Annotated in this window: 26 protein-coding genes; 13 read left to right on the top strand and 13 right to left on the bottom strand. The window is 61.9% G+C overall.

The features are described from left to right. Nucleotides 1–4 precede the first annotated feature (4 nt). The 3 genes from R3C98_RS14585 (at nt 5) to R3C98_RS14575 (ending at nt 2,772) form a co-directional block, all read left to right on the top strand. Complete coding sequence (locus tag R3C98_RS14585; protein WP_371314795.1) at nt 5–1,132, top strand: pyridoxal phosphate-dependent aminotransferase; 1,128 nt, start codon at nt 5–7, stop codon at nt 1,130–1,132. 123 nt (nt 1,133–1,255) lie between these two features. Continuing rightward, nucleotides 1,256–2,038 (top strand): hypothetical protein, encoded by a 783-nt coding sequence (locus tag R3C98_RS14580; protein ID WP_371314794.1) that lies wholly within the window; start codon nt 1,256–1,258, stop codon nt 2,036–2,038. 356 nt (nt 2,039–2,394) lie between these two features. After that, a complete protein-coding gene (locus tag R3C98_RS14575) occupies nt 2,395–2,772 on the top strand; it encodes a hypothetical protein (protein ID WP_371314793.1) in 378 nt (125 codons plus the stop codon). 69 nt (nt 2,773–2,841) lie between these two features. Here R3C98_RS14575 and R3C98_RS14570 read toward each other — a convergent pair whose 3' ends face one another. Genes R3C98_RS14570 through R3C98_RS14560 form a run of 3 tightly spaced genes read right to left on the bottom strand, consistent with a single transcriptional unit; the run spans nt 2,842 to nt 4,170 of the window. After that, nucleotides 2,842–3,207 carry a VOC family protein gene (locus R3C98_RS14570; protein ID WP_371314792.1) on the bottom strand — a complete coding sequence of 122 codons (366 nt, stop codon included), beginning with the start codon at nt 3,205–3,207 and terminating at the stop codon, nt 2,842–2,844. Beyond that, the gene (locus R3C98_RS14565) at nt 3,204–3,569 is read right to left on the bottom strand and encodes a hypothetical protein (protein WP_371314790.1); all 366 of its coding nucleotides are present in this window, start codon (nt 3,567–3,569) and stop codon (nt 3,204–3,206) included. Before R3C98_RS14565 ends, R3C98_RS14570 begins: the two co-directional genes overlap by 4 nt. A 46-nt stretch (nt 3,570–3,615) precedes the next feature. Then, entirely contained in the window at nt 3,616–4,170 is a 555-nt protein-coding gene (locus R3C98_RS14560; protein WP_371314789.1) for a LemA family protein, read from the bottom strand. Between the two features lie 156 nt (nt 4,171–4,326). Between R3C98_RS14560 and R3C98_RS14555 the strand changes: the two genes are divergently transcribed. The 4 genes from R3C98_RS14555 to R3C98_RS14540 are packed head-to-tail and all read left to right on the top strand — an operon-like array spanning nt 4,327 to nt 7,565. Continuing rightward, nucleotides 4,327–5,049 (top strand): VIT family protein, encoded by a 723-nt coding sequence (locus R3C98_RS14555; protein WP_371314788.1) that lies wholly within the window; start codon nt 4,327–4,329, stop codon nt 5,047–5,049. A gap of 38 nt (nt 5,050–5,087) precedes the next feature. Beyond that, complete coding sequence (locus R3C98_RS14550; protein WP_371314787.1) at nt 5,088–6,293, top strand: hypothetical protein; 1,206 nt, start codon at nt 5,088–5,090, stop codon at nt 6,291–6,293. A 43-nt stretch (nt 6,294–6,336) separates the two neighbouring features. Beyond that, on the top strand, nt 6,337–6,783 hold the full coding sequence (locus tag R3C98_RS14545; protein WP_371314786.1) for an SRPBCC family protein: 447 nt from the start codon (nt 6,337–6,339) through the stop codon (nt 6,781–6,783). Nucleotides 6,784–6,815: 32 nt separating this feature from the next. Then, the gene (locus R3C98_RS14540) at nt 6,816–7,565 is read left to right on the top strand and encodes an NAD-dependent deacetylase (RefSeq protein WP_371314785.1); all 750 of its coding nucleotides are present in this window, start codon (nt 6,816–6,818) and stop codon (nt 7,563–7,565) included. 42 nt (nt 7,566–7,607) lie between these two features. Here the strand turns inward: R3C98_RS14540 and parC are convergent, their stop codons facing one another. Then, on the bottom strand, nt 7,608–9,842 hold the full coding sequence (parC, locus tag R3C98_RS14535; RefSeq protein WP_371314784.1) for a DNA topoisomerase IV subunit A: 2,235 nt from the start codon (nt 9,840–9,842) through the stop codon (nt 7,608–7,610). 130 nt (nt 9,843–9,972) lie between these two features. Here parC and R3C98_RS14530 point away from each other — a divergent pair, with 130 nt between their 5' ends. After that, complete coding sequence (locus tag R3C98_RS14530; RefSeq protein ID WP_371314783.1) at nt 9,973–10,656, top strand: extensin family protein; 684 nt, start codon at nt 9,973–9,975, stop codon at nt 10,654–10,656. A 3-nt stretch (nt 10,657–10,659) separates the two neighbouring features. Here the strand turns inward: R3C98_RS14530 and R3C98_RS14525 are convergent, their stop codons facing one another. Then, nucleotides 10,660–10,848, bottom strand: a complete 189-nt coding sequence (locus tag R3C98_RS14525) for a hypothetical protein (RefSeq protein ID WP_371314782.1) — start codon at nt 10,846–10,848, stop codon at nt 10,660–10,662. A 124-nt stretch (nt 10,849–10,972) separates the two neighbouring features. Here R3C98_RS14525 and R3C98_RS14520 point away from each other — a divergent pair, with 124 nt between their 5' ends. Then, the gene (locus R3C98_RS14520) at nt 10,973–11,584 is read left to right on the top strand and encodes a glutathione S-transferase family protein (RefSeq protein WP_371314781.1); all 612 of its coding nucleotides are present in this window, start codon (nt 10,973–10,975) and stop codon (nt 11,582–11,584) included. A gap of 3 nt (nt 11,585–11,587) precedes the next feature. Here the strand turns inward: R3C98_RS14520 and recO are convergent, their stop codons facing one another. From recO to rpoZ, 8 genes are read right to left on the bottom strand one after another with little or no spacing between them, the layout of a single operon-like run. Then, nucleotides 11,588–12,313, bottom strand: coding sequence for a DNA repair protein RecO (recO, locus tag R3C98_RS14515; protein ID WP_371314780.1), 726 nt, complete (start codon nt 12,311–12,313; stop codon nt 11,588–11,590). 6 nt (nt 12,314–12,319) lie between these two features. Next, complete coding sequence (gene era, locus R3C98_RS14510; RefSeq protein ID WP_371314779.1) at nt 12,320–13,267, bottom strand: GTPase Era; 948 nt, start codon at nt 13,265–13,267, stop codon at nt 12,320–12,322. Nucleotides 13,268–13,269: 2 nt separating this feature from the next. Then, the gene (gene rnc, locus R3C98_RS14505) at nt 13,270–14,019 is read right to left on the bottom strand and encodes a ribonuclease III (protein WP_371314778.1); all 750 of its coding nucleotides are present in this window, start codon (nt 14,017–14,019) and stop codon (nt 13,270–13,272) included. Next, nucleotides 14,016–14,426, bottom strand: a complete 411-nt coding sequence (gene acpS, locus R3C98_RS14500; RefSeq protein WP_371314777.1) for a holo-ACP synthase — start codon at nt 14,424–14,426, stop codon at nt 14,016–14,018. Before acpS ends, rnc begins: the two co-directional genes overlap by 4 nt. Then, on the bottom strand, nt 14,423–15,166 hold the full coding sequence (locus tag R3C98_RS14495) for a pyridoxine 5'-phosphate synthase (protein WP_371314776.1): 744 nt from the start codon (nt 15,164–15,166) through the stop codon (nt 14,423–14,425). Before R3C98_RS14495 ends, acpS begins: the two co-directional genes overlap by 4 nt. After that, the gene (gene pyrE, locus R3C98_RS14490) at nt 15,166–15,747 is read right to left on the bottom strand and encodes an orotate phosphoribosyltransferase (RefSeq protein ID WP_371314775.1); all 582 of its coding nucleotides are present in this window, start codon (nt 15,745–15,747) and stop codon (nt 15,166–15,168) included. The genes R3C98_RS14495 and pyrE overlap by 1 nt, the downstream gene beginning before the upstream one ends. Next, on the bottom strand, nt 15,737–17,992 hold the full coding sequence (locus R3C98_RS14485; RefSeq protein ID WP_371314774.1) for a bifunctional (p)ppGpp synthetase/guanosine-3',5'-bis(diphosphate) 3'-pyrophosphohydrolase: 2,256 nt from the start codon (nt 17,990–17,992) through the stop codon (nt 15,737–15,739). Before R3C98_RS14485 ends, pyrE begins: the two co-directional genes overlap by 11 nt. 8 nt (nt 17,993–18,000) lie before the next feature. Next, nucleotides 18,001–18,351 carry a DNA-directed RNA polymerase subunit omega gene (gene rpoZ, locus R3C98_RS14480; RefSeq protein WP_034766242.1) on the bottom strand — a complete coding sequence of 117 codons (351 nt, stop codon included), beginning with the start codon at nt 18,349–18,351 and terminating at the stop codon, nt 18,001–18,003. A gap of 158 nt (nt 18,352–18,509) precedes the next feature. Between rpoZ and R3C98_RS14475 the strand changes: the two genes are divergently transcribed. From R3C98_RS14475 to R3C98_RS14460, 4 genes are all read left to right on the top strand, one after another. Next, nucleotides 18,510–19,079 (top strand): NYN domain-containing protein, encoded by a 570-nt coding sequence (locus R3C98_RS14475; protein WP_371314773.1) that lies wholly within the window; start codon nt 18,510–18,512, stop codon nt 19,077–19,079. 251 nt (nt 19,080–19,330) lie between these two features. Next, a complete protein-coding gene (locus R3C98_RS14470; protein ID WP_371314885.1) occupies nt 19,331–20,629 on the top strand; it encodes an amidohydrolase in 1,299 nt (432 codons plus the stop codon). A 213-nt stretch (nt 20,630–20,842) separates the two neighbouring features. Next, nucleotides 20,843–21,985 (top strand): quinolinate synthase NadA, encoded by a 1,143-nt coding sequence (nadA, locus tag R3C98_RS14465; RefSeq protein ID WP_371314772.1) that lies wholly within the window; start codon nt 20,843–20,845, stop codon nt 21,983–21,985. Between the two features lie 71 nt (nt 21,986–22,056). Next, the gene (locus R3C98_RS14460) at nt 22,057–22,521 is read left to right on the top strand and encodes a hypothetical protein (RefSeq protein WP_371314771.1); all 465 of its coding nucleotides are present in this window, start codon (nt 22,057–22,059) and stop codon (nt 22,519–22,521) included.

Below are 22,521 nucleotides of genomic sequence, written 5' to 3'. Positions count from 1 at the left end.
TCCCATGGGACAAGACATCGATCCGTTCCGCGCCATCACGATTTCCAAGCGCGCGCATGAACTGAAGGAACAGGGCCGCAGCATCCTGCATATGGAATTCGGCCAGCCCTCGACGCCTGCGCCGAAGGCCGCCATCGCGCGCAGCCATAAGGTGCTGGACAGTGACCCGATGGGCTATTGGGAAAGCCAGCCGCTGAAGGCCCGCATCTGCCAGCACTACAAGGACATGTACGGCGTCGACATCACGCCTGGCCGCCTGGCCATCACGAACGGCGCCTCGCCCGCGCTGGTGCTGGCACTCGCCACGGCCTTCTCGCCGGGCGACCGGATCGCCTTTGCCCGGCCCGGCTATGTCGCCTACCGCAACACGGTCCGTGCCCTGAACTTTGAAGGGGTCGAGATCCCCTGCGGTGAAGACACGCGCTACCAGATCTCCGCCGCCGCGCTGGATGCGCTGGACCCGGCGCCCCAAGGCGTCATCATCGCCAGCCCCGCCAACCCGACCGGCACGATCATCCCGGCTTCGGAACTCACCGCCATCGCAGACGTCGCCAAAGCCAAAGGCATCCGCATCATTTCCGACGAGATCTATCACGGCCTGTCCTTCGGGCCGGAGATCCATTCCATGCTGGAATATGCGCCGGACGCCTACATTGTGAACTCTTTCTCGAAATACTTCTCCATGGCGCCGTGGCGCCTCGGCTGGCTGGTTTCCCCGCCGGACATGGCGCTGCGCACCGGCGCCTATATCGGCAATCTTTTCCTCACCGCTCCATCGCTGTCCCAACATGCCGGCCTCGCCGCCATGGATGCGCGCGAGGAACTGGAAGGCCATGTCGAGGTCTACCGCCGCAACCGGGAGCTGATGCTGGAAGCGCTCCCGAAGCTCGGCCTCGAAAAGATCGCGCCGCCGGACGGTGCCTTCTATATCTATGCCGATGTCTCGCGCTACACCGACGACAGCCTCGCCTTCTGCCTGAAGCTGCTGGAAGACACCGGCGTCGCCACCGCACCCGGCGTCGACTTCGACCCCGTCGACGGCAGCCACTTCATGCGCTTCTCCTTCGCGCTTTCAACGCCGCAGATCGAGGAAGCGATAGAGCGGCTGGTGCCGTGGTTCGCCGCGCTCTGACACGACTTGTTGTAAAAGGAAGTCCGCACGCGAAATACGTGGCGCGGTTATTGACCGAACGCTTTTGATACGATCTCCTTGAAAGTAGAATTGTTGTTCCGATATCAATGACAGGCAATGGACATGCAAACAAAGCGCCTGATTTCACTACTTGTCGCTTTCTCTGTTGCACCGTTGATCGCGCAGGCACAGCCCGCTTGCCCAACGGGTGAAGCGCTTAAGAGCCAGGCTGAACAAGCCGACGGCAACTATTCGCGTGCCGATTTCAATGTACAGGCAGGATATGCCTCCAGCCCGCTGAGCAGAAAATCGAGAGCGCTTGCATATCTCATGTATGCGAACACCTCCTCGGATGCGGACTATGAAAAGCTGCCGATCATGATGGCGCCGGGCATGCCCTGCCATGCGGATGACTGTCCTTCAGGGATCGCTCTGTCGCCTGAGGAAAGAAAGGCCTACAAGGCCGTCTCGTCGAGCATCGTCAACGCCTATGTGAAAGGCACGCCCAAGCTGTCATGGGCGCCGGTGCTGAAAAAGATTCCGACGGCAGACAGGCTTGAATGGGCCAGGAAACAACTTGGATGCCAGGCCTCCGTGACCGGCGGCAACACGACAAGCACCGCCATTTACAGCGCCCCAATGGTCTCGTCGCCTGCCCCGGCACCCCAGCCGTCCAGACGCGTCGAGCGCGTATATGGCGACTGGGCTTACGGTCAGGGTTACTACTGCCGAAATAACGAATTCCAGACCGATGGCTATGCCATGGCGAACGCACGCAAGGCTTGTCGGGATCTCGGCGGCTCCGACGGAGGCACCGTTGTTTCGCAGGGCGGTTACAACGCCTACAAAGCCAATGCGGAGCAATGCTATCAGGCAAGAGCCTACACAGATTGTGTCTTCGATTGATCACGCCCTGTGATTAGCCCTGGTCCATTATAGTCCGGTATAGTCATGACTGGTCATGCATGATCATGGCGCAGTCAGATTTCGTACCGCGCCAGTCATGCTTCGGCGCCCCCAAACACGCGTCACGCCCGATGGCCAACGGCCATCTGGGCGCCCATCTCTGAAAGATGTGGCAAGCACGTCATGACATGACGTGTCTGAGGCGATGTTCAGAGATGGATCCCCAGACCGCTGCGCGGTCGGGGATGACGCAGGTGGGGAGTTATCCACCAACTGAACCGTCCAATCCTGCCGCAGGCATTGCCGCGCAAACAATCTTGTCCGACACCTCCGTGGCCTGACGTATAGTCCGGCACATGTCGCTCTTCCGTCTTCCCGAAGGTTTCCCGCCGCAGCTCGCCTTTCTCTGGCCCGTGATCTGGGTCCAGGTGCTGATGCTGCGCGCTGAGATTCGGGCGACCTACGGGCGGGGCGTACGGTATCACTGGAGCGTGACGCCAAACCTGCGCGTCTATCTCGTCAGCATCGACTGGATGCCGGGGCAGAAATCCGAACGCGCGTGGCTGAAACCTTCAGAACATTTCAACGACCGTCTCGCCGCCGCCTGTGACGGACGGGCAGCTATGCCCGCTTTTACTGCGCAGTTCGACGAATTTCATGATGCCGGTATGGCGCCCGCCATCCGCTGCATCGCGATGCCTGGCGCGCTGAACCTGCCCCTGCCGGAAACCTGACGCGCAATCCCGTCCCTGAAAAATCAGCTCACCCGCAAAGCGCCTTCACGGGCGTTGTGGGCGCTTGCCTCAGGGCAGGTTCAGCTGCCAGCTGACGCCGAATTTGTCAGCGACCCAGCCAAAGCGCTGGCTGAAGCCGTAATTGTCGACCGGCATCATCACCGATCCGCCCTCCGAGAGTTTCGCGAATGCGGCATCCAGCGATGCAGCATCCTCGAAATCGACGAACAGCGAGGTCGACGGCGTGAAGGTGAAATCGTGTACCGGCGGGCTGTCCACCAGCATGACGTCATGCCCGGCCAACCGCCAGTCGGCCATGTAGACCGGGCCGTCACGGACGCTGGACTCACTCTCCGGAAACACGTCCGTATAGAGCGCAAGCGCGTCGGCCGCCTGACCTGTGAACATCAGGTAGGTTGAGACCTTGCGGATCATTCCGCCGCCTCGCCGCAATCATAGTCGGCCACCGCGCCGCCATCCGGCGTGCGTTCGATAGAGGCGAGCGTGCAGCCTTCCGGCGCGGCGGCCTCGGCAGCGGCTTCAAGATCGGCCTCGGCGGGTGGGCCGGCGCTGGCGATGTTGAAATTGCCGTCGGTCTTCACGGTGAATTTCAGCTTGAAGCCCTGGCCCTCGGCGGGCGCGGCGAAGAACTGGTAATTGCCGCCATAGACATTCTGCGGTGCAAGCCCGTTCCAACTCGACGCGCTCCAGCTGCCGCTGCTGGCACCGCCGGCTGTACAGCCGGATACAAAGGCGGCGGCAATCAGGATCGCCGCCGCTCCGATAGATCTCTTCATGGTCACCTCCCGTGTTCAGCAGGAGGCTAGCACATTCAGGCGCCGCCTAGAACTTGACTTCTGGCGGTGTGCTGAGCGCTTCGCGGCCTTCGACGCCGACATCGAAGAAGTCGCGGCCTTCGAAGTTGAACATGCCGGCAATGATGGAGCCCGGGAACTGTTCGCGGGATGTGTTGTAGTCCTGAACGGCCGAGTTGTAGAAGCGGCGCGCGGCGGCCAGCTTGTCCTCGATGGCGGAGAGTTCGTTCTGCAGCTGGATGAAGTTCTGGTTGGCCTTCAGGTCCGGATAGGCTTCGGCAAGGGCGAACAGCTTGCCGAGCGAGGCGGTCAGCATGCCTTCGGCCTGGCTCATTTCGGCGGGCGTGCCTGCGCTCTGCGCTGCGTTGCGGGCGGCGATCACCTGCTGGAAGGTTTCCTGCTCGTGCTTGGCATAGCCTTTCACCGTCTCCACGAGGTTCGGGATCAGGTTCTGGCGCTGCTTCAGTTGAACATCCACATCGGCAAAGGCCTGATTGACCCGCTGCCGCTTCATCACCAGCCCGTTATAGATCAGGATAATGAAGCCAATGACCGCAACGATAATGCCAAGCGCAATAAGCATGTGTGTCCCTCCGGAAATCCTAGCTTTCAACGCCTAAACGCCGCCGCCCGATCACGCAAGGAAAAGCGGGCCAGACATGCCCGCAGCGGGGCGATTTGCGCGCTTGACCATCGGCCCGGGCTTGGCCACGCATAATTTATTGCGCAGGATGGGCTCATGGCAGAATCTCCACCACATTCCGACGACACCTATATCCACGTCGAACACCACTATTTCCAGCGGGTCGGCTGGCTGCGCGCCTCGGTGCTCGGGGCGAATGACGGCATCCTGTCGACCGCAGGTCTCGTGATCGGTGTCGCCTCGGCAGAGGCTTCGACCGGCGCGATCCTGACCGCAGGGCTTGCCGGTCTTGTGGCAGGTGCGATGTCCATGGCAGCGGGCGAATATGTTTCCGTCTCGTCGCAGGCTGATCTTGAGAAGGCAGACCTGGAAGTCGAACGGGCAGCGCTTGAAAGCCATCCGGAGGCAGAACTCCAGGAGCTGACGGACATCTACATGCAACGAGGGCTGACCCCCGAAACGGCCCGCGAAGTCGCCCGTCAGCTGACCGAGCATGATGCGCTCGAAGCCCATGCGCGTGATGAACTCGGCATGAGCGACGCGGTCGCGGCCCGGCCGGTACAGGCAGCCTTCAGCTCTGCCGCCAGCTTCACCATCGGTGCTGCCCTGCCGATCGCCGCCGCCGTCGCAGCGCCAGCGGGCCAGATCACCCCGGTCGTGGCTGCGGTCTCGCTGGTCAGCCTCGGCATACTGGGCGCGCTTTCCGCCAGGGCTGGCGGGGCCAGCAAGCTGCGTGCCGCCACTCGCGTCGTCTTCTGGGGCGTTGCCGCGATGGTTGTCACCGGCGTGATCGGCCATCTCTTCGGCACTGTCGTGTAGGCGGCAGGCCGGAACAGCCCAAAAAGGAACCCGCCGGCTTGCTGCAGGAAATCCTCATCAGCCTCATCACGCTCGGCATTCTTGGCCTGCTGATGTGGCCGCGCGTGCGCGATCACCGGGCCTGGCGCGCGACGGTTACACCGCTCGCCTCGATCATCGGCAGCGGCTTCCTCGTGCTGGGGCCGATCCTGTCGCATTCCTACGGCGAGTTTGCGCCGATGGTGATGCTGGCATTGTGCCTGGCCGCTTATGCTTTCGGGGCCGCGATCCGGTTCAACATCGTGAACATCGCCCGGAACCCGAACCGCTCGGCTTCGGAACGGCGAACCGAGTATTTCGCCTCCTGGGCCCTGTCTTTCGCCTACTGCATTTCGGTGGCCTATTACCTGAACCTGTTCGGCGCCTTCGCCGTGAAGATGACGCCGTTCAATTCACCTGTGAATGCAAAACTGGTCACCAGTGCTGCGATGATCCTGATCCTCACGGTTGGCTGGCTGCGCGGCTTCTCCGCGATGGAGCGGATGGAACAGGCTGCTGTCAGCCTGAAACTGGCGATCATCGCGGGCCTGCTGACCGGTCTCTGCCTCTATTTCGCCAGCAAAGCCGGCCGGGGGGATCTGGTTGTCATGGCACCCGCCGTAACAGGCTGGACCGGTGTCGCCCTCGCTTTCGGCCTGATCATCACCGTGCAGGGCTTCGAGACGTCCCGCTATCTTGGCGCCGAATACAAGCCGGACATGCGGGTCCGCTCCATGCGTTATTCCCAGTGGCTCGCGACAGCCATCTACATGGCCTATGTCGTGCTGCTGACCTACGCCTTTGACGCCGAAACCGTGCCGCTGACGGAAACAGCCATTGTCGACATGATGAAGATCGTGTCGGCCGTCCTGCCTGCCATGCTGATCGTCGCGGCCTTGTCGGCGCAATTCAGCGCCGCCATCGCGGACACGAGCGGCGCCGGCGGACTGGTGGAGGAACTCTCCGGCAGCCGGGTCTCACCGAGGATGGCCTACCTCATGCTCGTCCTGATCGGTCTCGGTCTCACTTGGTTTTCGCACATCTTCCAGATCATCAGCTTCGCCTCGAAAGCCTTCGCCTATTATTACGCACTTCAATGCGGGATCGCGTCAGTCGGGGCATTCCGGGAAGCCAAAGCCCCCGTGCGGGGCACAGCCTTCGCCGCCTTCGGCATCCTGGCGCTCGCCGTCCTGTTCTTCGGTCAGCCCGTGGAAGGCGCAGGATGATCAGGTAGTATCCGCCGGAAGCATGATGCGAGGAGCTGGAAAGATGGATATCAAGCCGGAATTCGAAGTCAGTGGCCGCATTGGCCGTCCTGTTCCGGAAGTCTTTGAAGCGTTCGTGAACCCGGACATCCTGTCTCGCTATTTCACAACGGGTGGCGCCAAAGGGCGGATCGAGGCAGGCGCAACAGTTATGTGGGACTTCCACGACTTTCCCGGCGCCTTCCCGGTGAAAATCGTCGAAGTCGAAGAGAACCACCGCGTCGTCTTCAAATGGGATGATGGCAACGGCGGAGAGACCACCGTCACCTTCCGCTTCGAACCGACCGACGACGGACGCACCATCGTCTCGATTGCGGAAGAAGGCTGGCCCGCAACCGAACAGGGGTTCCGCCAGTCCTACAGCAACTGCATGGGCTGGTCGCAAATGCTGAGCGCGATGAAAGCCTGGGTCGAGCACGGCATCAACCTGCGCGACGGCATGTACAAGTAGCGTCCGCCGGAAAATCGTGTAGCATTAAGGCAATGACCGACGCACCCGAAGCTCTTGCCAGCCTGATCTCGCAATGCCGCCGCGCTGTGGTCTTTACCGGTGCCGGAATCTCGACGGAAAGCGGTATTCCCGATTTCCGCAGTCCCGGCGGCGTGTGGAGCAAGATGAAGCCGATCTACTATCAGGATTTCGTCAGCTCACGCGCGCAGCGCGACGAAGCCTGGAACCGGGTGTTCAACAATCCCGCCGGGTGGACAGGCGCAAAACCGAATGACGGCCATTTCGCCGTCGCGGACCTGGTAAAGATGGGCAAGGTTTCCAGCGTCATTACCCAGAATGTCGATAACCTCCATCAGGCCTCCGGCGTGGCGGATGACCGGGTGATCGAAGTGCACGGCAATGCCAGCTATGCCCGCTGCCTGCAGTGCGGCAAGCGCTATGAGCTGGAAGACCTGAAGCCCCGCTGGGAAGCCCGCGAGGACATTACCTGCGTTTTCTGTACCGGCCTGATCAAGACCGCCGTCATCTCCTTCGGCCAGGCCATGCCGGAAGACGAGATGAACCGGGCCATGGAAGAGGCTGCGCTCAGTGACCTGTTCATCGTGCTTGGCTCCTCCCTTGTGGTGTACCCGGCTGCGGAATTGCCCGTCATCGCCAAGCGCACCGGTTCGACCGTGGTGATCGTCAACCGTGAGGAAACCGACCACGACTCCTATGCCGATCTTGTTCTGCACACGGAGATCGGTCCACTGATGAAGCAGACCGTCGCGCGGGTTTACTGACCGGAATGAAAAACGCCCGGCTGGCTGGCCGGGCGCTCTCGATTATCCTGTAAACGTCCCACTCCGCGGGAAGCCTTTCGGGACGACCTTGCCAGCCTGGGCGCGTTGGCCTTTCCAGTCTTTCCATTCCGGGAAGGCCCGGTGGCGGTCACCGGTCATGACGATCAGGCCGTCGCGCTTGTCGAAAGTGATCAGGTCTTTCAACTCGGCCTTGCCGCTATAGGACTGCAGCTTGTTGCCTTTGCCGCGCGCCATTTCCGGCAGGTCGGACAGCGGGAAGATCAGCATCTTCTTGTTCGTGCCGACGACCGCGATCATGTCGCCTTCGACCACCGGGCAGCAGACGAGATGGCCGTTGCCGGTGTTCACCGCGGACTTGCCAGCCTTGCGGTTGGACTCCAGCTCTTTCTCGTCGACGATGAAGCCATAACCGGTGGAGGACGCCATCACGCGTTTGCGGTCGGGTTCGAACCGGAACATGGCGACGATATCGACGCTGTCTTCCAGATCGATCGTCAGGCGGATCGGTTCGCCATGGCCGCGCCCGCCCGGCAGCTTGTCGGCGGCCATCGTGAAGGAGCGCCCATCGGACGACATCAGGATGAGCTTGTCGGTGCTCATCACTTCCTCGACGAGATAAAGCTCGTCGCCATCCTTGAACTTGACCGAGCTCGTATCGAGTCCATGGCCCTTCATGCCGCGGATCCAGCCCTGTTGCGACAGGACAACCGTGATCGGCTCTTTCGGCTTGGAGGCTTCAAGGGCGGCAGCAAGGTCGACTTCCTTGACGTCAGAGAAGCTGGCGCGGCGGCGGCCAAGCTCCGAGTCCGGATCAAAGGCGTCGCGAGCGGCTTTCAGCTCCTTGGACACTTTCGTCCACTGGCGGCGGTCGGACCCAAGCAGCAGGACCAGCTGCTCGCGCTCTTCAGTCAGCTTCTGGTGCTCGCCGCGGATCTCCATTTCCTCCAGCTTGCGCAGGGCACGCAGGCGGAGATTGAGGATCGCTTCGGCCTGAACATCCGTGAGACTGAACGTTTCCATCAGGACAGGCTTCGGCTCGTCCTCGTTCCGGATGATGCGGATGACTTCATCGATATTGAGGAAGGCGGTCAGGTAACCGTCGAGCAGGTGGAGGCGCTTCTCGATCTTGTCGAGGCGGTGCTGCGCCCGGCGCACAACCACTTCACGGCGGTGATCGAGATATGCCTTCAACACGTCCTTCAGGCCCATGACCTGCGGCGCGCCCTTGTGCAGCACGTTCATGTTGAGGCTGAAGCGCGTTTCGAGATCGCAAACCTTGAACAGGCTTTCCATCAGCACGTCCGGCTCGATCGTCTTGGAGCGCGGCACCAGGACAAGGCGCACGTCTTCTGCAGACTCGTCGCGGACGTCGTCCAGCAGCGGTACTTTCTTGGCTTCGATCAGTTCACCCAGTTTCTCCAGCAAGCGGGATTTCTGAACCTGGTAGGGAATCTCGGTGACGACGATCTGGTAGGTGCCCCGGCCGGTGTCCTCCGTCTCCCAGCGCGCGCGCATGCGGAAGCTGCCGCGGCCGGTCTCGTAGGCGTCCAGCATGGACTCATACGGCTCGACGATGATACCGCCGGTGGGGAAGTCCGGCCCCTTCACGAAATCCATCAGTTCAGCGGTCGTCGCCTTCGGCTTCTCGATCAGCAGGCGCGCCGCGTCGATCACCTCGGCCGCATTGTGCGGCGGGATCGAGGTCGCCATGCCGACGGCGATGCCGCTTGCGCCATTGGCCAGCAGGTTCGGGAAACCGGCGGGAAGCACCACCGGCTCTTCATCGTTCTCGGCATAGTTGGCGCGGAAATCGACCGCGTCTTCATTCAGGCCGTCCAGCAGCAGCTCGGCCGCCACGGTCATCCGCGCTTCGGTGTAACGATAGGCAGCGGCGCTGTCGCCGTCGATATTGCCGAAATTGCCCTGTCCATCGACCAGCGGGTAGCGGACGGTGAAATCCTGCGCCAGACGCACCAGCGTGTCATAGATCGAGCTGTCGCCATGCGGGTGGAAGTTACCCATCACGTCGCCGACGATCTTGGCGCACTTGCGATAGCCGCCTTCCGGGTCCAGCCGCAGCACGCGCATGCCGTAGAGGATGCGGCGCTGCACGGGCTTCAGGCCGTCGCGGACATCCGGCAGGGCACGCGCCGTAATCGTCGAGAGTGCATAGGCGAGATAGCGCTTGGAGAGCGCCTCGCTCATGGGTTCGTTGATGATCCGGTCTTCCGGCTCGCCATCCTTGAGGTCGGACATTCTGGCCCCTTCTCGGTTCGTGCCACATTCTGGTGCAGGTCCGCGGGCAGAATCGCCTGCGAGTCGCGAACATTCGTAAGTTAACAGAAATAGCCCTTTGGTTAAGGAACCCTATAGGTACTGACTGCAGATGCCTCACTTACGCGCCTGGCTCATCCTGCTGACCGTGCCCGCGCTGTGCGTGGCGCTGTTCCTGATGTCGGCGCCGCCGCGGCACAATCCGTTTGCACCGGTGGACCTCAGCGACAGGATCGGCCTTGGCACCGGCCACCAGCTGGCTCGGGCGGCAATGCATCCACAGGTCTGTTTTCCGGCGTTGGACAAGGCGGGCGTGCTCTATACACCGTTGGAGGACGCCCCGAAGGGCGAAAAGTGCGGCCTTTACAATGGGCTGACACTGGACCGGTCATTGACGCCCTATTCTGCGACCCTGCGCATGACCTGCGGCGAGGCCGCCGCGCTCTATGTCTGGGAGCGCCATGTCGCCCGGCCCGCGGCTGTGGATATCCTCGGTTCCCCGATTGCCCGGATCGAGACCTATGGCAGCTTCGCCTGCCGTAATATTGCGGGCTCAGGCCGCCTGTCACAGCACGCACGCGGCAATGCGATCGATATTTCAGGCTTCCGGCTGGAAGACGGACGCCTGATCGATGTGAAAACATCCTGGGGAAAAGGCGGGAAGGAAGCCAAATTCCTGAAAAAGGTGCATTCCGGCGCCTGCGACCTGTTCTCGGTGACACTGGGGCCGGACTACAATGCGGCCCACCGGGACCATTTCCACATGGACATGGGTCCCGGCGGCGCCTGTCACTAAGTCCTACGGATTGGTCTGGCAGCGGTAACCGTCTTCAGTCACCTCTTTGACGTTCGCCTCGCCGCCGCAGACACGGATGGCGAGATCGGTGTTGGCCCGCACGGCATCCTCGTCATGCACACCGGTAACGGCGATACAGCCGGTCAGGCTCGCCGCGAGCAACACACCGGCGAGGATCATCGAATTTTTCATTGGCATCAGCCTCCTGGAAGCAAACGCCCATCTACCCCGACGTCACATATGACGGCGCTGCCTGAACCGACTATGAATGCTGAAGGCTCGCGAATGACGGGCGGAAGTTTCTGGGAGGAAGCATATGAAACTCATCAATTCGATCGGCCCGAACCCGCACACCGTGCGCATGTTCATGGCCGAACGCGGCATCGAGATTCCGCTGGAGGAGCTCGATATCCAGAAGGGCCTGAACCGTCAGGAGCCTTACCTGAAAACCAATCCTGCCGGCCAGACGCCTTGCCTGGTGCTGGACGACGGGTCGGTCGTCACCGAAATCACGGCAATCTGCGAATACCTGGACGAGAAGTTTCCCGGCAAGAAGCTCATGGGTGAAACACCGGAAGCACGCGCGCAAAACCGCCGCTGGACCCGCTGGGTGGACCTCAACATCGTCGAACCGATGGCATCCGGATTCCGCTATGCCGAGGGCCTGCCGATGTTCCAGGACCGCATGCGCTGCCTGCCCGAAGCCTCTGATGGCCTGAAAGCCTGCGCGCAGGACAAGATCAAATTCCTCGACGACCGCCTCGCCAGCCAGCCCTATGTCGCTGGCGACGAGTTCGGCCTCGCCGATATTCTGCTGTTCTGCTTCCAGGCGTTCGGCAACGCTGTAGGCCAGCCTGTGAACCCTGAGTTCAAGAACTACGCGACGTGGTTTTCGAAAGTGGGCGAGCGCGCAAGCGCCAAGGCCTGACCGTCAGCCCACCAATCGTCTGACCAGCCGCTCCCGTTCTGGCGGCATGGCCCGGTTCATTGCGTGGAAGACCCTGGATTCCAGGAAATGACCCGTCAGCTTCAGCCCGTCGGCGACATCCCGGTCGCCGACGGGCGCTGATGAGGAGACGAGGAAGGACGGCAGCCGCAGCAAGCGCGAGACATAGTCTTCAGCCTCCGACCCGCGCACAGCCCTTCCTGTACGCGGTGAGACGTGCGTCAGGCCATCATTCGCGCCGCTGATGGCGCATTCTTCCAGATCCAGACCAAACCCAAGCGCCGATAGCAGCCCGAGTTCCCAGCGCACATAGAGCGCCGGCCAGATCTCGCGCGCCTCGATCTGGTCGAGCAGGACTTCCGTCGCCTCGAACATGGCGGAGCCTGCCACGTCGCCCTCGTCGAGTGACATGCGCAGAATGGCCGTGATCGCCGACACCGCCGCGAGTGCCTTGGCGTCGTCCAGCACGTGCGAGGCGCGTTCCTTGCTGGCTTCGGCGACTTCGAACCGGCCCAGCTGGTCTTCCAGACGACCGGTCCATGAAAGGGAAACGGAATTACCCGCTTCGTATTGCGCCCGGCGGCGGCGCGAGTTTCCACCATAGACGAGGCCCGACCGGCGTCCACGGCTCCGGGTCAGGACATCCAGAATGAGGCCACCCTCACCGAAGCGGCGCCCACCGAGGATAATTCCGTCATCGGACCAGTTCATATCGCCTCAGACATCGAACTCCAGGCCAAGCCCCTGATAGCTTTCGCGCCGTTCCTGCCAACGCTCATCGACCTTCACGAACAGGAAGAGGTGCACCTTGCGGCCCAGCATCTCGGAAAGCTCCTCCCGCGCCATGCGGCCGATATCCTTGATCGTCTGGCCACCCTTGCCCAGTACCATGGATTTGTGGTTCTCACGGCCGACGACGATCACCTGCTGCACGCGGACGGAGCCGTCCTTGCGTTCTTCCCAGCTCTCGGTCTCGACCATCAGCTGATAGGGCAGTTCCTGGTGCAGGCGCAGCATCAGTTTTTCGCGCGTGACCTCCGCCGCCAGCAGGCGCATCGGCAGGTCCGCCACCTGATCCGGTGGATAGAGTGCGGGCCCTTCGGGCATTCGGGCGGCGATCGCCTCTTCCAGCTTCTCGACCCCGTCGCCGTTCTCGGCGGAGATCATGTGGACCTCTTCATACACGCCCGTCTCGTTCAGTTCCGCGATGATCGGAAGCAACTGATCGTGCGGGAACAAATCGATCTTGTTGAGCGCCAGAATGGCTTTCCGTCCGCTCGTCTTCAACTGCTCCACTACGCGGCGATCATCCTCGATGGAGTGCTTCTGCGCAGCGGTCTCCTTGCCAGCCCTGTCTGCCACCCATGAGGCGGCGTCAACGAGGTGCACGATGGCATCGGCATCTTCCGCGCCGCTCCACGCGGCCTTGACCATCGCCCGGTCCAGCCGGCGCTTTGCGGCGAAGATTCCGGGCGTATCGACGAGCACGATCTGTGTGTGGTCAGTCTGCGCCACGCCGCGCACGGGGAACCGCGTCGTCTGCACCTTGTGCGTGACGATGGCTACTTTCGCTCCGACCAGAAGATTGGTCAGCGTGGACTTGCCTGCGTTCGGTGCACCGATGATGGCGCAAAAACCGGCATGGGTAATGTCTGTATCGCTCATATTTATCCTGCCAGCGATTGGAGCAGCAGGGCAGCGGCGCTGCGCTCGGCTTCGCGTTTTGAAGGCCCGGTCGCCACGGCGCTGCCGCGCCCTTCGACCTTCGCTTCGATTTCGTAGATTGGTTCGTGATCCGGGCCTGATCGGCTCAGCACATCATAGTCCGGCAACGGAAGGCCGTGGCCCTGCGCCCATTCCTGTAAAAGGGTTTTCGGGTCCTTTGTTTCCGCCGGAGCCGACGCGAATTGCGGTGCCCAGGCCTTCTCGATGAACTTGCGTGCGGGCGACAGACCGCCATCCTTGAAGATCGCGCCTATGATTGCCTCGCAGGCATCGCCCAGCGTGGATTCGCGTGTACGCCCGCCTGCCGCTTCTTCGCCATCCGACAACAGGACAAATTCCTGCAGGTTCAGGTGCCGTACGGCGTCGGCGCAGGCGCCTTTCTTCACGAGGCGGTTAAGGCGCGGGGCGAGTTCGCCCTCACTCTCCATCTTCCGGCGCTCCATCAACCGCTCAGCGATAACGAGATTCAGGACCCGGTCGCCCAGGAACTCGAGCCGCTGATTGGACTCCCGCACGGCGTCGCCATTCCCCACTGCGCTCGGGTGCGTTAGCGCACGGACCAGCAACTGCGAGTCCTTGAACTTGTAGCCGACCGCCTCCTGCGCCGCCTTCAGGCGGTCGTCAGACAGCGCGGGCGCACCATTCTTTCCCTTGCCGCGCAGGCGCGTGCGTTTCGGACGGGCGGGCTTCATTTGCTGCTTACCGGGATCGCTTCGATGATCACCTGCGCCTCGGCCCAGGGGTGGTCATCAGTGATCGTCAGATGAATGATCGCCTTATGGCCTTCGGGCATAAGCGCCTCAAGACGCGTGGCAGCCCCGCCCGTCAGCGCGAGCGTTGGCTTGCCCGTCGGCAAATTCACAACACCAAGATGTTTCCAGTGCACACCACGGCGCGGCACACCTGTGCCGAGCGCCTTCGCACAGGCCTCCTTGGCAGCGAAACGCTTGGCATAGGTCTCTGCCGTACGGCGGCGGCGGCGCGCCAGGGCGATCTCCGTTTCCGTGAACACGCGGGTCTCGAACCGCTCCCCGAACCGCTCAAGCGTTTTCTCGATGCGTTCAATATTGCAGAGATCGTTCCCGATACCGATGATCATGCACGCGCCTCGTCCATAAGGCGGCGCATCTCTCTGATGGCGGCGTCAAGGCCGATGAAGATCGCCTCACCGATAAGGAAGTGCCCGATATTCAGTTCCGCCAGCTCCGGAATGGCGGCCACCGGACCGACATTCTCGAAGGTCAGCCCATGGCCGGCATGCGGCTCAATTCCGCGCTTGCGCGCTTCTTCCGCCGCCGCTTGAAGGCGGGCAAGTTCCGATGCAGCGGCTTCCGCACCACCTTCGATCCAGAGTTCTGCATAGCGCCCCGTGTGCAGTTCCACGACCGGCGCGCCGAGCACTTCGGCCACGGCGATCTGGACCGGATCCGGCTCGATGAATAGCGACACGCGTGCCCCTGCATCGCGCAGTTGCCGCACGATCGGGGAGATCTGGTTGTGCAGGCCCGCCACGTCGAGACCGCCTTCGGTGGTGCGCTCCTCACGCTTCTCGGGCACGATGCAAGCGGCATGCGGACGGTATCCGCAAGCGATCCGGGTCATCTCTTCAGTGGCCGCCATTTCCAGGTTGATCGGCAGGCTGGACGCGGCCCGGATAGCTTCCAGGTCGCCGTCGCGGATGTGGCGGCGGTCTTCACGGAGATGGATAGTAATGCCGTCCGCCCCGGCAGCGGCAGCAATTTCGGCGGCCCGCGCGGGATCGGGATGCGCACCGCCTCGGGCGTTCCTTATGGTCGCCACATGGTCGATATTCACCCCAAGGCGCAGCCGCCCACTCATCAGGCGAGCCCTCGCGAACCCGGCTTTATGGCTGGCATAAGCGCCAGTTCCGGCGGCAGGTTGTCGGCATCGTAGTCAGGGAAATTGACCGAAGCGAGCGAGACAAGTTCACAGCCGACATCGGCGCGGCCACCGGAGCGGTCGATGATGCAAGCGCCGCCAACCACTTCACCCGGAAGCACCTCAAGGGCCTCGACGGTTTCGCGGAACGACAAGCCCGTCGTCACAATGTCCTCAGCAATCAGCACGCGCTCACCTTCGGCAATGGAGAAGCCGCGGCGGAACTGGAGCTGGCCATCGACGCGCTCGGCAAAGATGGAACGGCAGCCAAGCTGACGCGCCAGTTCATAGCCCGGAATGATGCCCCCCACGGCCGGGCCGGCGACCACGTCGATCTTGCCAAACTTCTCGGTCAGCTTCTTAGCCAGCGCTGCGCAGAGCTTCTCGGATTTGTCCGGCTGGGAAAAGACCAGCGCCTTCTGAAGAAACACCGGGCTGCGGCGCCCGGACGAAAGGATGAAATGCCCTTCCAGCAACGCACCTGCCTCGCGGAACACCGCGAGCACTTCTTCATTGGTCATTTTCACCCTCCTGGTCACGCACTGCCCGGTCGACCACCGCGAGCGACCGGAGCGCGGCCAGTATCTGCGTCAGGCGTTTCAGGTCTTCAACCTCAATTTCCATGACCAGCTCAGTGAAATCCTTCTGGCGGTCCACAGTGGCAATCCTGACGATGTTTCCGCTCGATTGCGCCACAGCTGCACAGAGCTTGGCCAGCACACCCCGCGCGTTTGCCGCGTTGATTCGAATCCGCCCGACAGCCATGGCATCGGTGCGGGCCAGCTCAGTCCAGCGGAGGTCCACCCACAGGTCGGGTTTGTCGTCATATTCCGCGAGCTTCGGACAGCTCGCAACGTGAACGACGATGCCCTGGTCCGGCACCTGGACCCCCATGATGCGGTCACCCGGCAGAGGGCAGCAACACTGGCCAAGATGAAGCGTCACGCCTGGGGTCAGGTCGTGACCGGAGACGAGCAGCGGCGCATGTTGGGAATCGACTTTCGTCTTGGACGGATCCCCCATCGGCTCGGCCTTGTAGCCGGGGAAAGCCGCCTGAATGACATCGGCGGAACTGATCCGGCCGCGACCGACAGCTTCGGCCATTTCTTCGCGTGTTTCGAACCCGGCGAGATTGGCCGTATGGGTCATCTTCACATCGACCGGGTCGATCCCCGCCCGGCGCAGTGCCTGGTTGATCAGGCCTTCACCAAGACGCCGGAAGTCTGCGGTGTCCCGCTCTCGCACGAGTTTGCGCAGCGCAGAACGGGCGCGGCCCGTAATTGCCAGCCCCTCCCAGCCATGAAGCGCTGTCGGGGTTTTGCCACGAATGATATCAACAACGTCACCATTCTTCAGTGGACGGCGCAGTGCTTTCACTTCGCCGTTGATCTTCACACCGACACAGGTGTCGCCCACAGCCGAGTGAACTGCATAGGCAAAGTCCAGCGGCATCGCGCCCGCCGGCAGGATGATCAGCTTGCCCTTCGGCGTGAAGGTGAAGACATGCTCGCGATACATTTCGAGCTTGGCATGCTCGAGGAATTCCTTAGCGTCCGCACCGTCCTGCAGCAGGCTTGAAATGGTTTCGAGGCTCGCCGCCGGATCAAGCCCCGCCGCTTTTGCGGACTCAGCGTCGAAGCCGTATTGCTTGTTCTTGTACCCCCAATGCGCGGCCACGCCGAACTCGGCGGTCTGGTCCATTGCCTCCGTTCGGATCTGCAGCTCAACCCGGCGATTGCCGGAGGCGCGCACCGTCGTGTGCAGGCTCTGATACCCATTTGGCTTGGGCACGGAGATAAAGTCGCGGAACCGGTCAGGAATACAGGCCCAAAGCGTATGCACCTCGCCCAGCACCCGGTAACATTCTTCCGTAGACCGAACGATAATCCGGAAAGCGAACAGGTCCGCCACGTCGCGGAAGGAGATGGATTTGCGCTCCAGCTTCCGCCACAGCGAGTAAGGCGCTTTGCGGCGGCCTTTGATGCGACATTCAATGTCTGCCATTTCCATAAGCTGGGTCAGGTCGGCGCGAATACGTTCGAGATCGTCCGCATTTTCCAAGGCCAGTTCTTCCTGGCGATAGAGAATGGCGCGGCGCGCTTCTGCGTTGAGCTCCCGGAATGCCAGGTCTTCCATCTCGGCGGCCAGTTGGTAAAGGCCAACCCGGCGCGCCAGCGGCGCATAGATGTCCATCGTTTCACGCGCAGTCCGCTCCCGGCTCTCGGCCTTCTTTCGGAAATGCAGTGTACGCATGTTATGCAGCCGGTCGGCCAGCTTCACCAGAAGGACGCGGATGTCGCTGGTCGTCGCGAGAATGAATTTCTGGAAGTTCTCCGCCTGCGCGGCTTCCTTGGAGGAGAGCTCAAGCTTGTCGAGCTTTGTGACGCCGTCGACCAGCTCGGCCACATCAGCGCCGAAGCGTACTTCGATCTCGCCGATATCGATCTCGTCGACATCCTCAACGACATCGTGGAGCAACCCGGCGACGATCGTGATCTCGTCGAGATGCACATCGGCGAGCAGGCTCGCGACTTCCACAGGGTGGGAGTAATAGGCGTCGCCGGAATCGCGCTTCTGCTCACCGTGGTGGGTCTTCGCGAAATCGTATGCTGCGCCCAACAGCTCGGATTTCACGCGCGGATGGTACGCGCGGACCTTGGCGATAAGTTCTTCACGTGTGAGGACATGGTGTTCACCCACGGCCTCAGCGGCCGGTGGTGCTTCGCCAGCCCCTTTGTCCTTGGCGGAAAGGGTGCTGCCGTCCATCGAACCTCCTAGAGCCGGTCGTCGCGCCCGGATTCGAGCTCAGCCTGGTAAGCGCGCATGACGTCTTCTTCGGTCGCGGCCGGAGCAGCTTCGAGGGCCATACGGTCTGCTTCGCGCTCGTTCTCTTCGCCCGGACGGATATCCTGCAGGCCAGAGATGAGGGCTTCCTTCACCACTTTCAGGTCAACCGACTGATCAGCGATCTCACGCAGGGAGACGACCGGATCTTTGTCGTTGTCGCGGTCCACCGTGATCGGCGAGCCTTCGCGGATCATGCGGGAACGGTGCGCAGCAAGCAGCACAAGATCAAAACGGTTCGGCACCTGCTCGATGCAGTCTTCGACGGTCACTCGGGCCATGGATTCAGAGTCTCCTTTGAACCGCCCCTTATATGCAGCGCAACAAGGGCGCGCAACCCGTCCCTTGCGCCCGATAGCAGCGGAAACTAAGGTATTTCGCTTACTGCTTGGTACAATTTATAGCCACAGCCGCTCCGGCGGACATTTCGAGGCTTTTCATGGCGTTTTACAAGGACGAGCGCCTGGCGCTCTTCATCGATGGGGCAAACCTGTATTCTTCAGCTCGCGCGCTCGGGCTGGAAATCGATTTCCGCAAATTACTGAAGGAATTTCAGGGGCGCGGCCGTCTCCTGCGGGCGAGCTACTACACAGCTCTGGTGGAGAGCGACGAATACAGCCCGATCCGCCCGCTCGTCGACTGGCTGGCCTATAATGGGTTCAGCGTGGTGAAGAAGACCGCCCGGGAATACACAGACCGGGAAGGCCGCAAGCGTCACCGAGGTAATATGGACGTCGAACTGGCGGTCGACATGCTCGAAGCCGCGGCCCATGTGGAACACATCGTCCTGTTTAGCGGGAACGGGGATTTCCGGCGCCTCGTGGAGGCTGTCAAAGCCAAAGGCGTGCGGGTCTCGGTCGTCTCGACGAACACATCCAGCCCGCCCATGGTTGCCGATGACCTGCGCCGGGAGGCGGACGCCTTCATCGAACTGGAAGACATTGCCGAATTGATCGCCCGGCCGCGCCGTGACCAGGCTGATGCCCCCGCTCTCGAGGACGACGAGTAAACGCTTTTCCCGGGCGATCTGCCGCCACACTTGGCAGCAGGGTAAACCTTGATAGGGTCGAGCGATCTAATTCCCGGAGATCTGCCATGTTGCGCCCTGCTCTCGCTTCGACCGTTGCTCTCGGCCTCGTCATTACCGGATGCAGTAGAAGCGAGGCGCCAGTCGGGACGAGTGAGCCGGCCAAAATAGCCGCCACGGGCACTGAAACTGAGCCTGTTGTCGCGGACACGGTCGCCGTCCAGCCCGCGGCCATGTCGATGCGCGAAGTCGCCACGCCGGACCAGTCGATCCTGGACCTTTATCTCCAGCTGCACCAGGCGCCGGAATTGTCTTTCAAGGAGGCGAAGACCTCCGCCATCCTGGCAAGTGAACTGGAGTCGCTTGGCTTCGAAGTCACCACCGGGCTCGGACAGGACTGGGTCACAGATAAAGCCATGCGCGATATCGGCGAAGTAAAGCCAGGCGTCGGTGGCTATGGCGTGGTTGGCGTCCTGAAGAATGGCAACGGCCCGACCGTCCTGATCCGCACCGACATGGATGCCCTGCCGGTGCCGGAGCAGACCGGCGTTTCCTATGCCTCCACCGTCGAAGCGCAAACCTGGACCGGCGTTGAAAGCCCGGTGATGCATGCCTGTGGTCACGATGTGCATATGACAGCATGGCTTGGCACGGCCCGGACATTGGTCGCGCAGAAGTCCAAATGGAAGGGCACGCTGGTCATGATCGCCCAGCCGGCCGAAGAAATCGGCCTCGGCGCCGAAGCGATGCTGGCCGACGGCCTGTTCGAACGCTTCCCGAAGCCGGATTATAACCTCGCCCTGCACGTCTCGGCGGATTCCCCGTCCGGCACGGTCGTCTACTCGACCGGTTATGCCATGGCGAATGTGGACAGCGTCGATATCCATGTGAAAGGCGTTGGCGGGCATGGGGCCTATCCTCAGGCAACGCGCGATCCGATCCTGATCGGCGCGCACATTGTGACGGCCCTGCAGAGCCTCGTGTCGCGGAACGTTGATCCGCTGGATAGTGCCGTCGTCACGGTCGGTTCGTTCAAGGCGGGCGCCAAACACAATATCATCCCGGATGAAGCCACGCTCCTGCTCACGGTCCGCTCATACGATGATGAGACCCGCCAGATGTTGCTGGAAGGCATCCAGCGCATCGCGAAGGCACAAGCGGCGGCATTCGACGCGCCGGAGCCGGAAATCACGATCGAGTCCGACTACACGCCCTCCACTTACAATGACCCCGACACCACAGGACGGGCGATGAAGGCCGTCAGCAAGAAGCTGGGGTCGGAGTATGTGATGCAGGTCAATCCAGTCATGGGCGGGGAAGATTTCTCCCAATACGGCCGCACCGACGACAAGATCCCGAGCGTGCTGTTCTGGGTCGGTGCGGTAGAGCCCTCAAAGTATGCCAAAGCCAAGGCGGACGGCATGCCGCTGCCTTCCCTGCACTCATCCCTGTTCGCACCGGACTATGCCAGGACGATCCAGACCGGAACTGATGCCATGACCGCAGCGGCGCTGGAACTCTTCAAGGACTGACGCCGCGCCAATCCGGGCTTTCTGCGATTGCGTTTTCACATCGGCTGCGCTAGATACCCTTTTGCTCAGAGTGCGCAAAAGCTTTAACAGCCTGTCGCATGAGCGCCCTGATCCCGGACGTTTGAAGGTATTCCCCTTGAAACGCACCTTTTCGGGGCCATATTATACTCAAATCGAGCAAAAGAGCTCGATTGGTCAAAAGGAGGACGTGACATGGCTCGTCTGATCGATTCCGGTCCTGGCTGCCCCACCCCTACGCCGCTGCGCGGCCCGAATGCAGCGGAAGCCCGCGGACTCACCTATGATGACGCCGTGCGCGCCGAGACGGATCACCTCTACCCGCTGGTCAAAGATTTCGTGACGCCGATGGAGTGGCCGGCGATGGCCCCGCTCGTCGCAGCGATCAACCGCCTGAAAGTTCAGAAGAACGCCGTCATCCTGGCACACAATTACATGACGCCGGACATTTTCCGTCTCGTCGGCGACTTCCGGGGCGACAGCCTCCAGCTCGCCCGCGAAGCGTCGAAAGTGGACGCCGACATCATCGTCCAGGCTGGCGTGCACTTCATGGCCGAGACGTCCAAGATTCTCGCGCCTGAAAAGACAGTCCTGATCCCGGACACCCGCGCAGGCTGTTCGCTGGCCGCTTCGATCACCGGCGCCGATGTGCGCCTGATCAAGGAGAAGTTCCCGAACTACCCGGTCGTCACCTATGTGAACACGACGGCTGATGTGAAGGCCGAGTGCCACATCACCTGCACCAGTTCCAATGCTGCGCAGGTCGTCGAGGCGATCGCGAAGGAATGGAATACCGACACCGTCATCCTGGTGCCGGACCAGTATCTCGCCAAGAACGTCGCTGCCCAGACGGACATCCGTATCATGACCTGGCCGGGCGCCTGCGAAGTGCATGAGATGTTCAGCGCCGAAGACGTGCACCAGCTGCGCGAAGCCCATCCGGGCGTCGTCATCCTGGCGCACCCGGAATGCCCGCCGGACGTGCTGGAGGCAGCTGACTATGCCGGTTCCACGGCCGCGCTCGCCAACTATGTGGCCGAGAAGCACCCGCCGAAAGTTGTGCTGCTGACGGAATGCTCGATGAGCGACAATGTCGCCGCCGAGAACCCGGGTACGAACTTCATCCGTCCTTGCAATCTGTGCCCGCACATGAAGCGCATCACGCTAGAGAACATCTATGATTGCCTGGTGACGGGCGAGCATGAGGTGACCATCCCGGAAGATGTCCGCCTGCGGGCCAAGGACGCGCTGGATGCCATGATGGCCCTGCCGCGCATGGAAAAGCCGCTCGACTTCGTCACCGGCCTCGAGCCCCTCGAAATCGAGATGGTGGTATAAGCGGCTGAGGCGTTGGCGTTCGTCGCTGCCGGGTCTAGGTTATGCGTGTGAGGACAAATAGGAGTGGCAGCATGACCTCCCACCTGGCACGCATGGCCGCGCTCGCATTGGCTGGCGCATTGCTGGTAACGACACCGGCGCACGCTGGAACCGAGGATGATCCGACCGATGTGCTCGGCACGTGGAGTTTCCGCACCAAGCCCTATCGCGGCGGTGAATGCCTGATGACAGGTACGATGTATCTCACGCCTCATCCGGATGATGACCAGTACACCTGCGAACTGACCGCAGTGGAAGTCTGCAGCCTCTGGGGCCGCTCCGTCGTGCGCCAGTCCTGCAAGGCCCGCCGGTTCGGCGACCAGCTTTCCATCCGGTCCGAGATCGAGGAAATGCTGGAATCCAAAGTCGAAGGCCTCGTCTACGTGCCCGACAATTTCACCCTCACCATCGAGTCAGCCAACCGCATGTTCGGCGCGCTGGTTTCTGCGGTGACCGCTCCGGCGGAATTCCGGCGCGCATCGAACGGTATTTCCTGA

Source organism: Hyphomonas sp. (assembly GCF_041398465.1).
Classification (GTDB): Bacteria; Pseudomonadota; Alphaproteobacteria; order Caulobacterales; family Hyphomonadaceae; genus Hyphomonas.
The sequence above is the reverse complement of the archived record's forward strand: the minus strand, read 5'-3'. Positions and strand labels throughout refer to the sequence as shown.

Bases quoted from the DNA above. Each gene is read 5' to 3' on its own strand.
- rnc (WP_371314778.1), bottom strand. From the start codon at position 14,019: ATGAAGCCCGCCCGTCCGAAACGCACGCGCCTGCGCGGCAAGGGAAAG.
- pyrE (WP_371314775.1), bottom strand. From the start codon at position 15,747: ATGACCAATGAAGAAGTGCTCGCGGTGTTCCGCGAGGCAGGTGCGTTG.
- R3C98_RS14555 (WP_371314788.1), top strand. From the start codon at position 4,327: ATGGCAGAATCTCCACCACATTCCGACGACACCTATATCCACGTCGAA.
- nadA (WP_371314772.1), top strand. From the start codon at position 20,843: ATGGCTCGTCTGATCGATTCCGGTCCTGGCTGCCCCACCCCTACGCCG.
- R3C98_RS14570 (WP_371314792.1), bottom strand. From the start codon at position 3,207: ATGATCCGCAAGGTCTCAACCTACCTGATGTTCACAGGTCAGGCGGCC.
- R3C98_RS14545 (WP_371314786.1), top strand. From the start codon at position 6,337: ATGGATATCAAGCCGGAATTCGAAGTCAGTGGCCGCATTGGCCGTCCT.
- acpS (WP_371314777.1), bottom strand. From the start codon at position 14,426: ATGATCATCGGTATCGGGAACGATCTCTGCAATATTGAACGCATCGAG.
- rpoZ (WP_034766242.1), bottom strand. From the start codon at position 18,351: ATGGCCCGAGTGACCGTCGAAGACTGCATCGAGCAGGTGCCGAACCGT.
- R3C98_RS14460 (WP_371314771.1), top strand. From the start codon at position 22,057: ATGACCTCCCACCTGGCACGCATGGCCGCGCTCGCATTGGCTGGCGCA.
- R3C98_RS14575 (WP_371314793.1), top strand. From the start codon at position 2,395: ATGTCGCTCTTCCGTCTTCCCGAAGGTTTCCCGCCGCAGCTCGCCTTT.
- R3C98_RS14560 (WP_371314789.1), bottom strand. From the start codon at position 4,170: ATGCTTATTGCGCTTGGCATTATCGTTGCGGTCATTGGCTTCATTATC.
- R3C98_RS14475 (WP_371314773.1), top strand. From the start codon at position 18,510: ATGGCGTTTTACAAGGACGAGCGCCTGGCGCTCTTCATCGATGGGGCA.
- R3C98_RS14525 (WP_371314782.1), bottom strand. From the start codon at position 10,848: ATGAAAAATTCGATGATCCTCGCCGGTGTGTTGCTCGCGGCGAGCCTG.
- R3C98_RS14495 (WP_371314776.1), bottom strand. From the start codon at position 15,166: ATGAGTGGGCGGCTGCGCCTTGGGGTGAATATCGACCATGTGGCGACC.
- recO (WP_371314780.1), bottom strand. From the start codon at position 12,313: ATGAACTGGTCCGATGACGGAATTATCCTCGGTGGGCGCCGCTTCGGT.
- R3C98_RS14485 (WP_371314774.1), bottom strand. From the start codon at position 17,992: ATGGACGGCAGCACCCTTTCCGCCAAGGACAAAGGGGCTGGCGAAGCA.
- R3C98_RS14580 (WP_371314794.1), top strand. From the start codon at position 1,256: ATGCAAACAAAGCGCCTGATTTCACTACTTGTCGCTTTCTCTGTTGCA.
- R3C98_RS14540 (WP_371314785.1), top strand. From the start codon at position 6,816: ATGACCGACGCACCCGAAGCTCTTGCCAGCCTGATCTCGCAATGCCGC.
- era (WP_371314779.1), bottom strand. From the start codon at position 13,267: ATGAGCGATACAGACATTACCCATGCCGGTTTTTGCGCCATCATCGGT.
- R3C98_RS14565 (WP_371314790.1), bottom strand. From the start codon at position 3,569: ATGAAGAGATCTATCGGAGCGGCGGCGATCCTGATTGCCGCCGCCTTT.
- R3C98_RS14520 (WP_371314781.1), top strand. From the start codon at position 10,973: ATGAAACTCATCAATTCGATCGGCCCGAACCCGCACACCGTGCGCATG.
- R3C98_RS14585 (WP_371314795.1), top strand. From the start codon at position 5: ATGGGACAAGACATCGATCCGTTCCGCGCCATCACGATTTCCAAGCGC.
- parC (WP_371314784.1), bottom strand. From the start codon at position 9,842: ATGTCCGACCTCAAGGATGGCGAGCCGGAAGACCGGATCATCAACGAA.
- R3C98_RS14470 (WP_371314885.1), top strand. From the start codon at position 19,331: ATGTCGATGCGCGAAGTCGCCACGCCGGACCAGTCGATCCTGGACCTT.
- R3C98_RS14530 (WP_371314783.1), top strand. From the start codon at position 9,973: ATGCCTCACTTACGCGCCTGGCTCATCCTGCTGACCGTGCCCGCGCTG.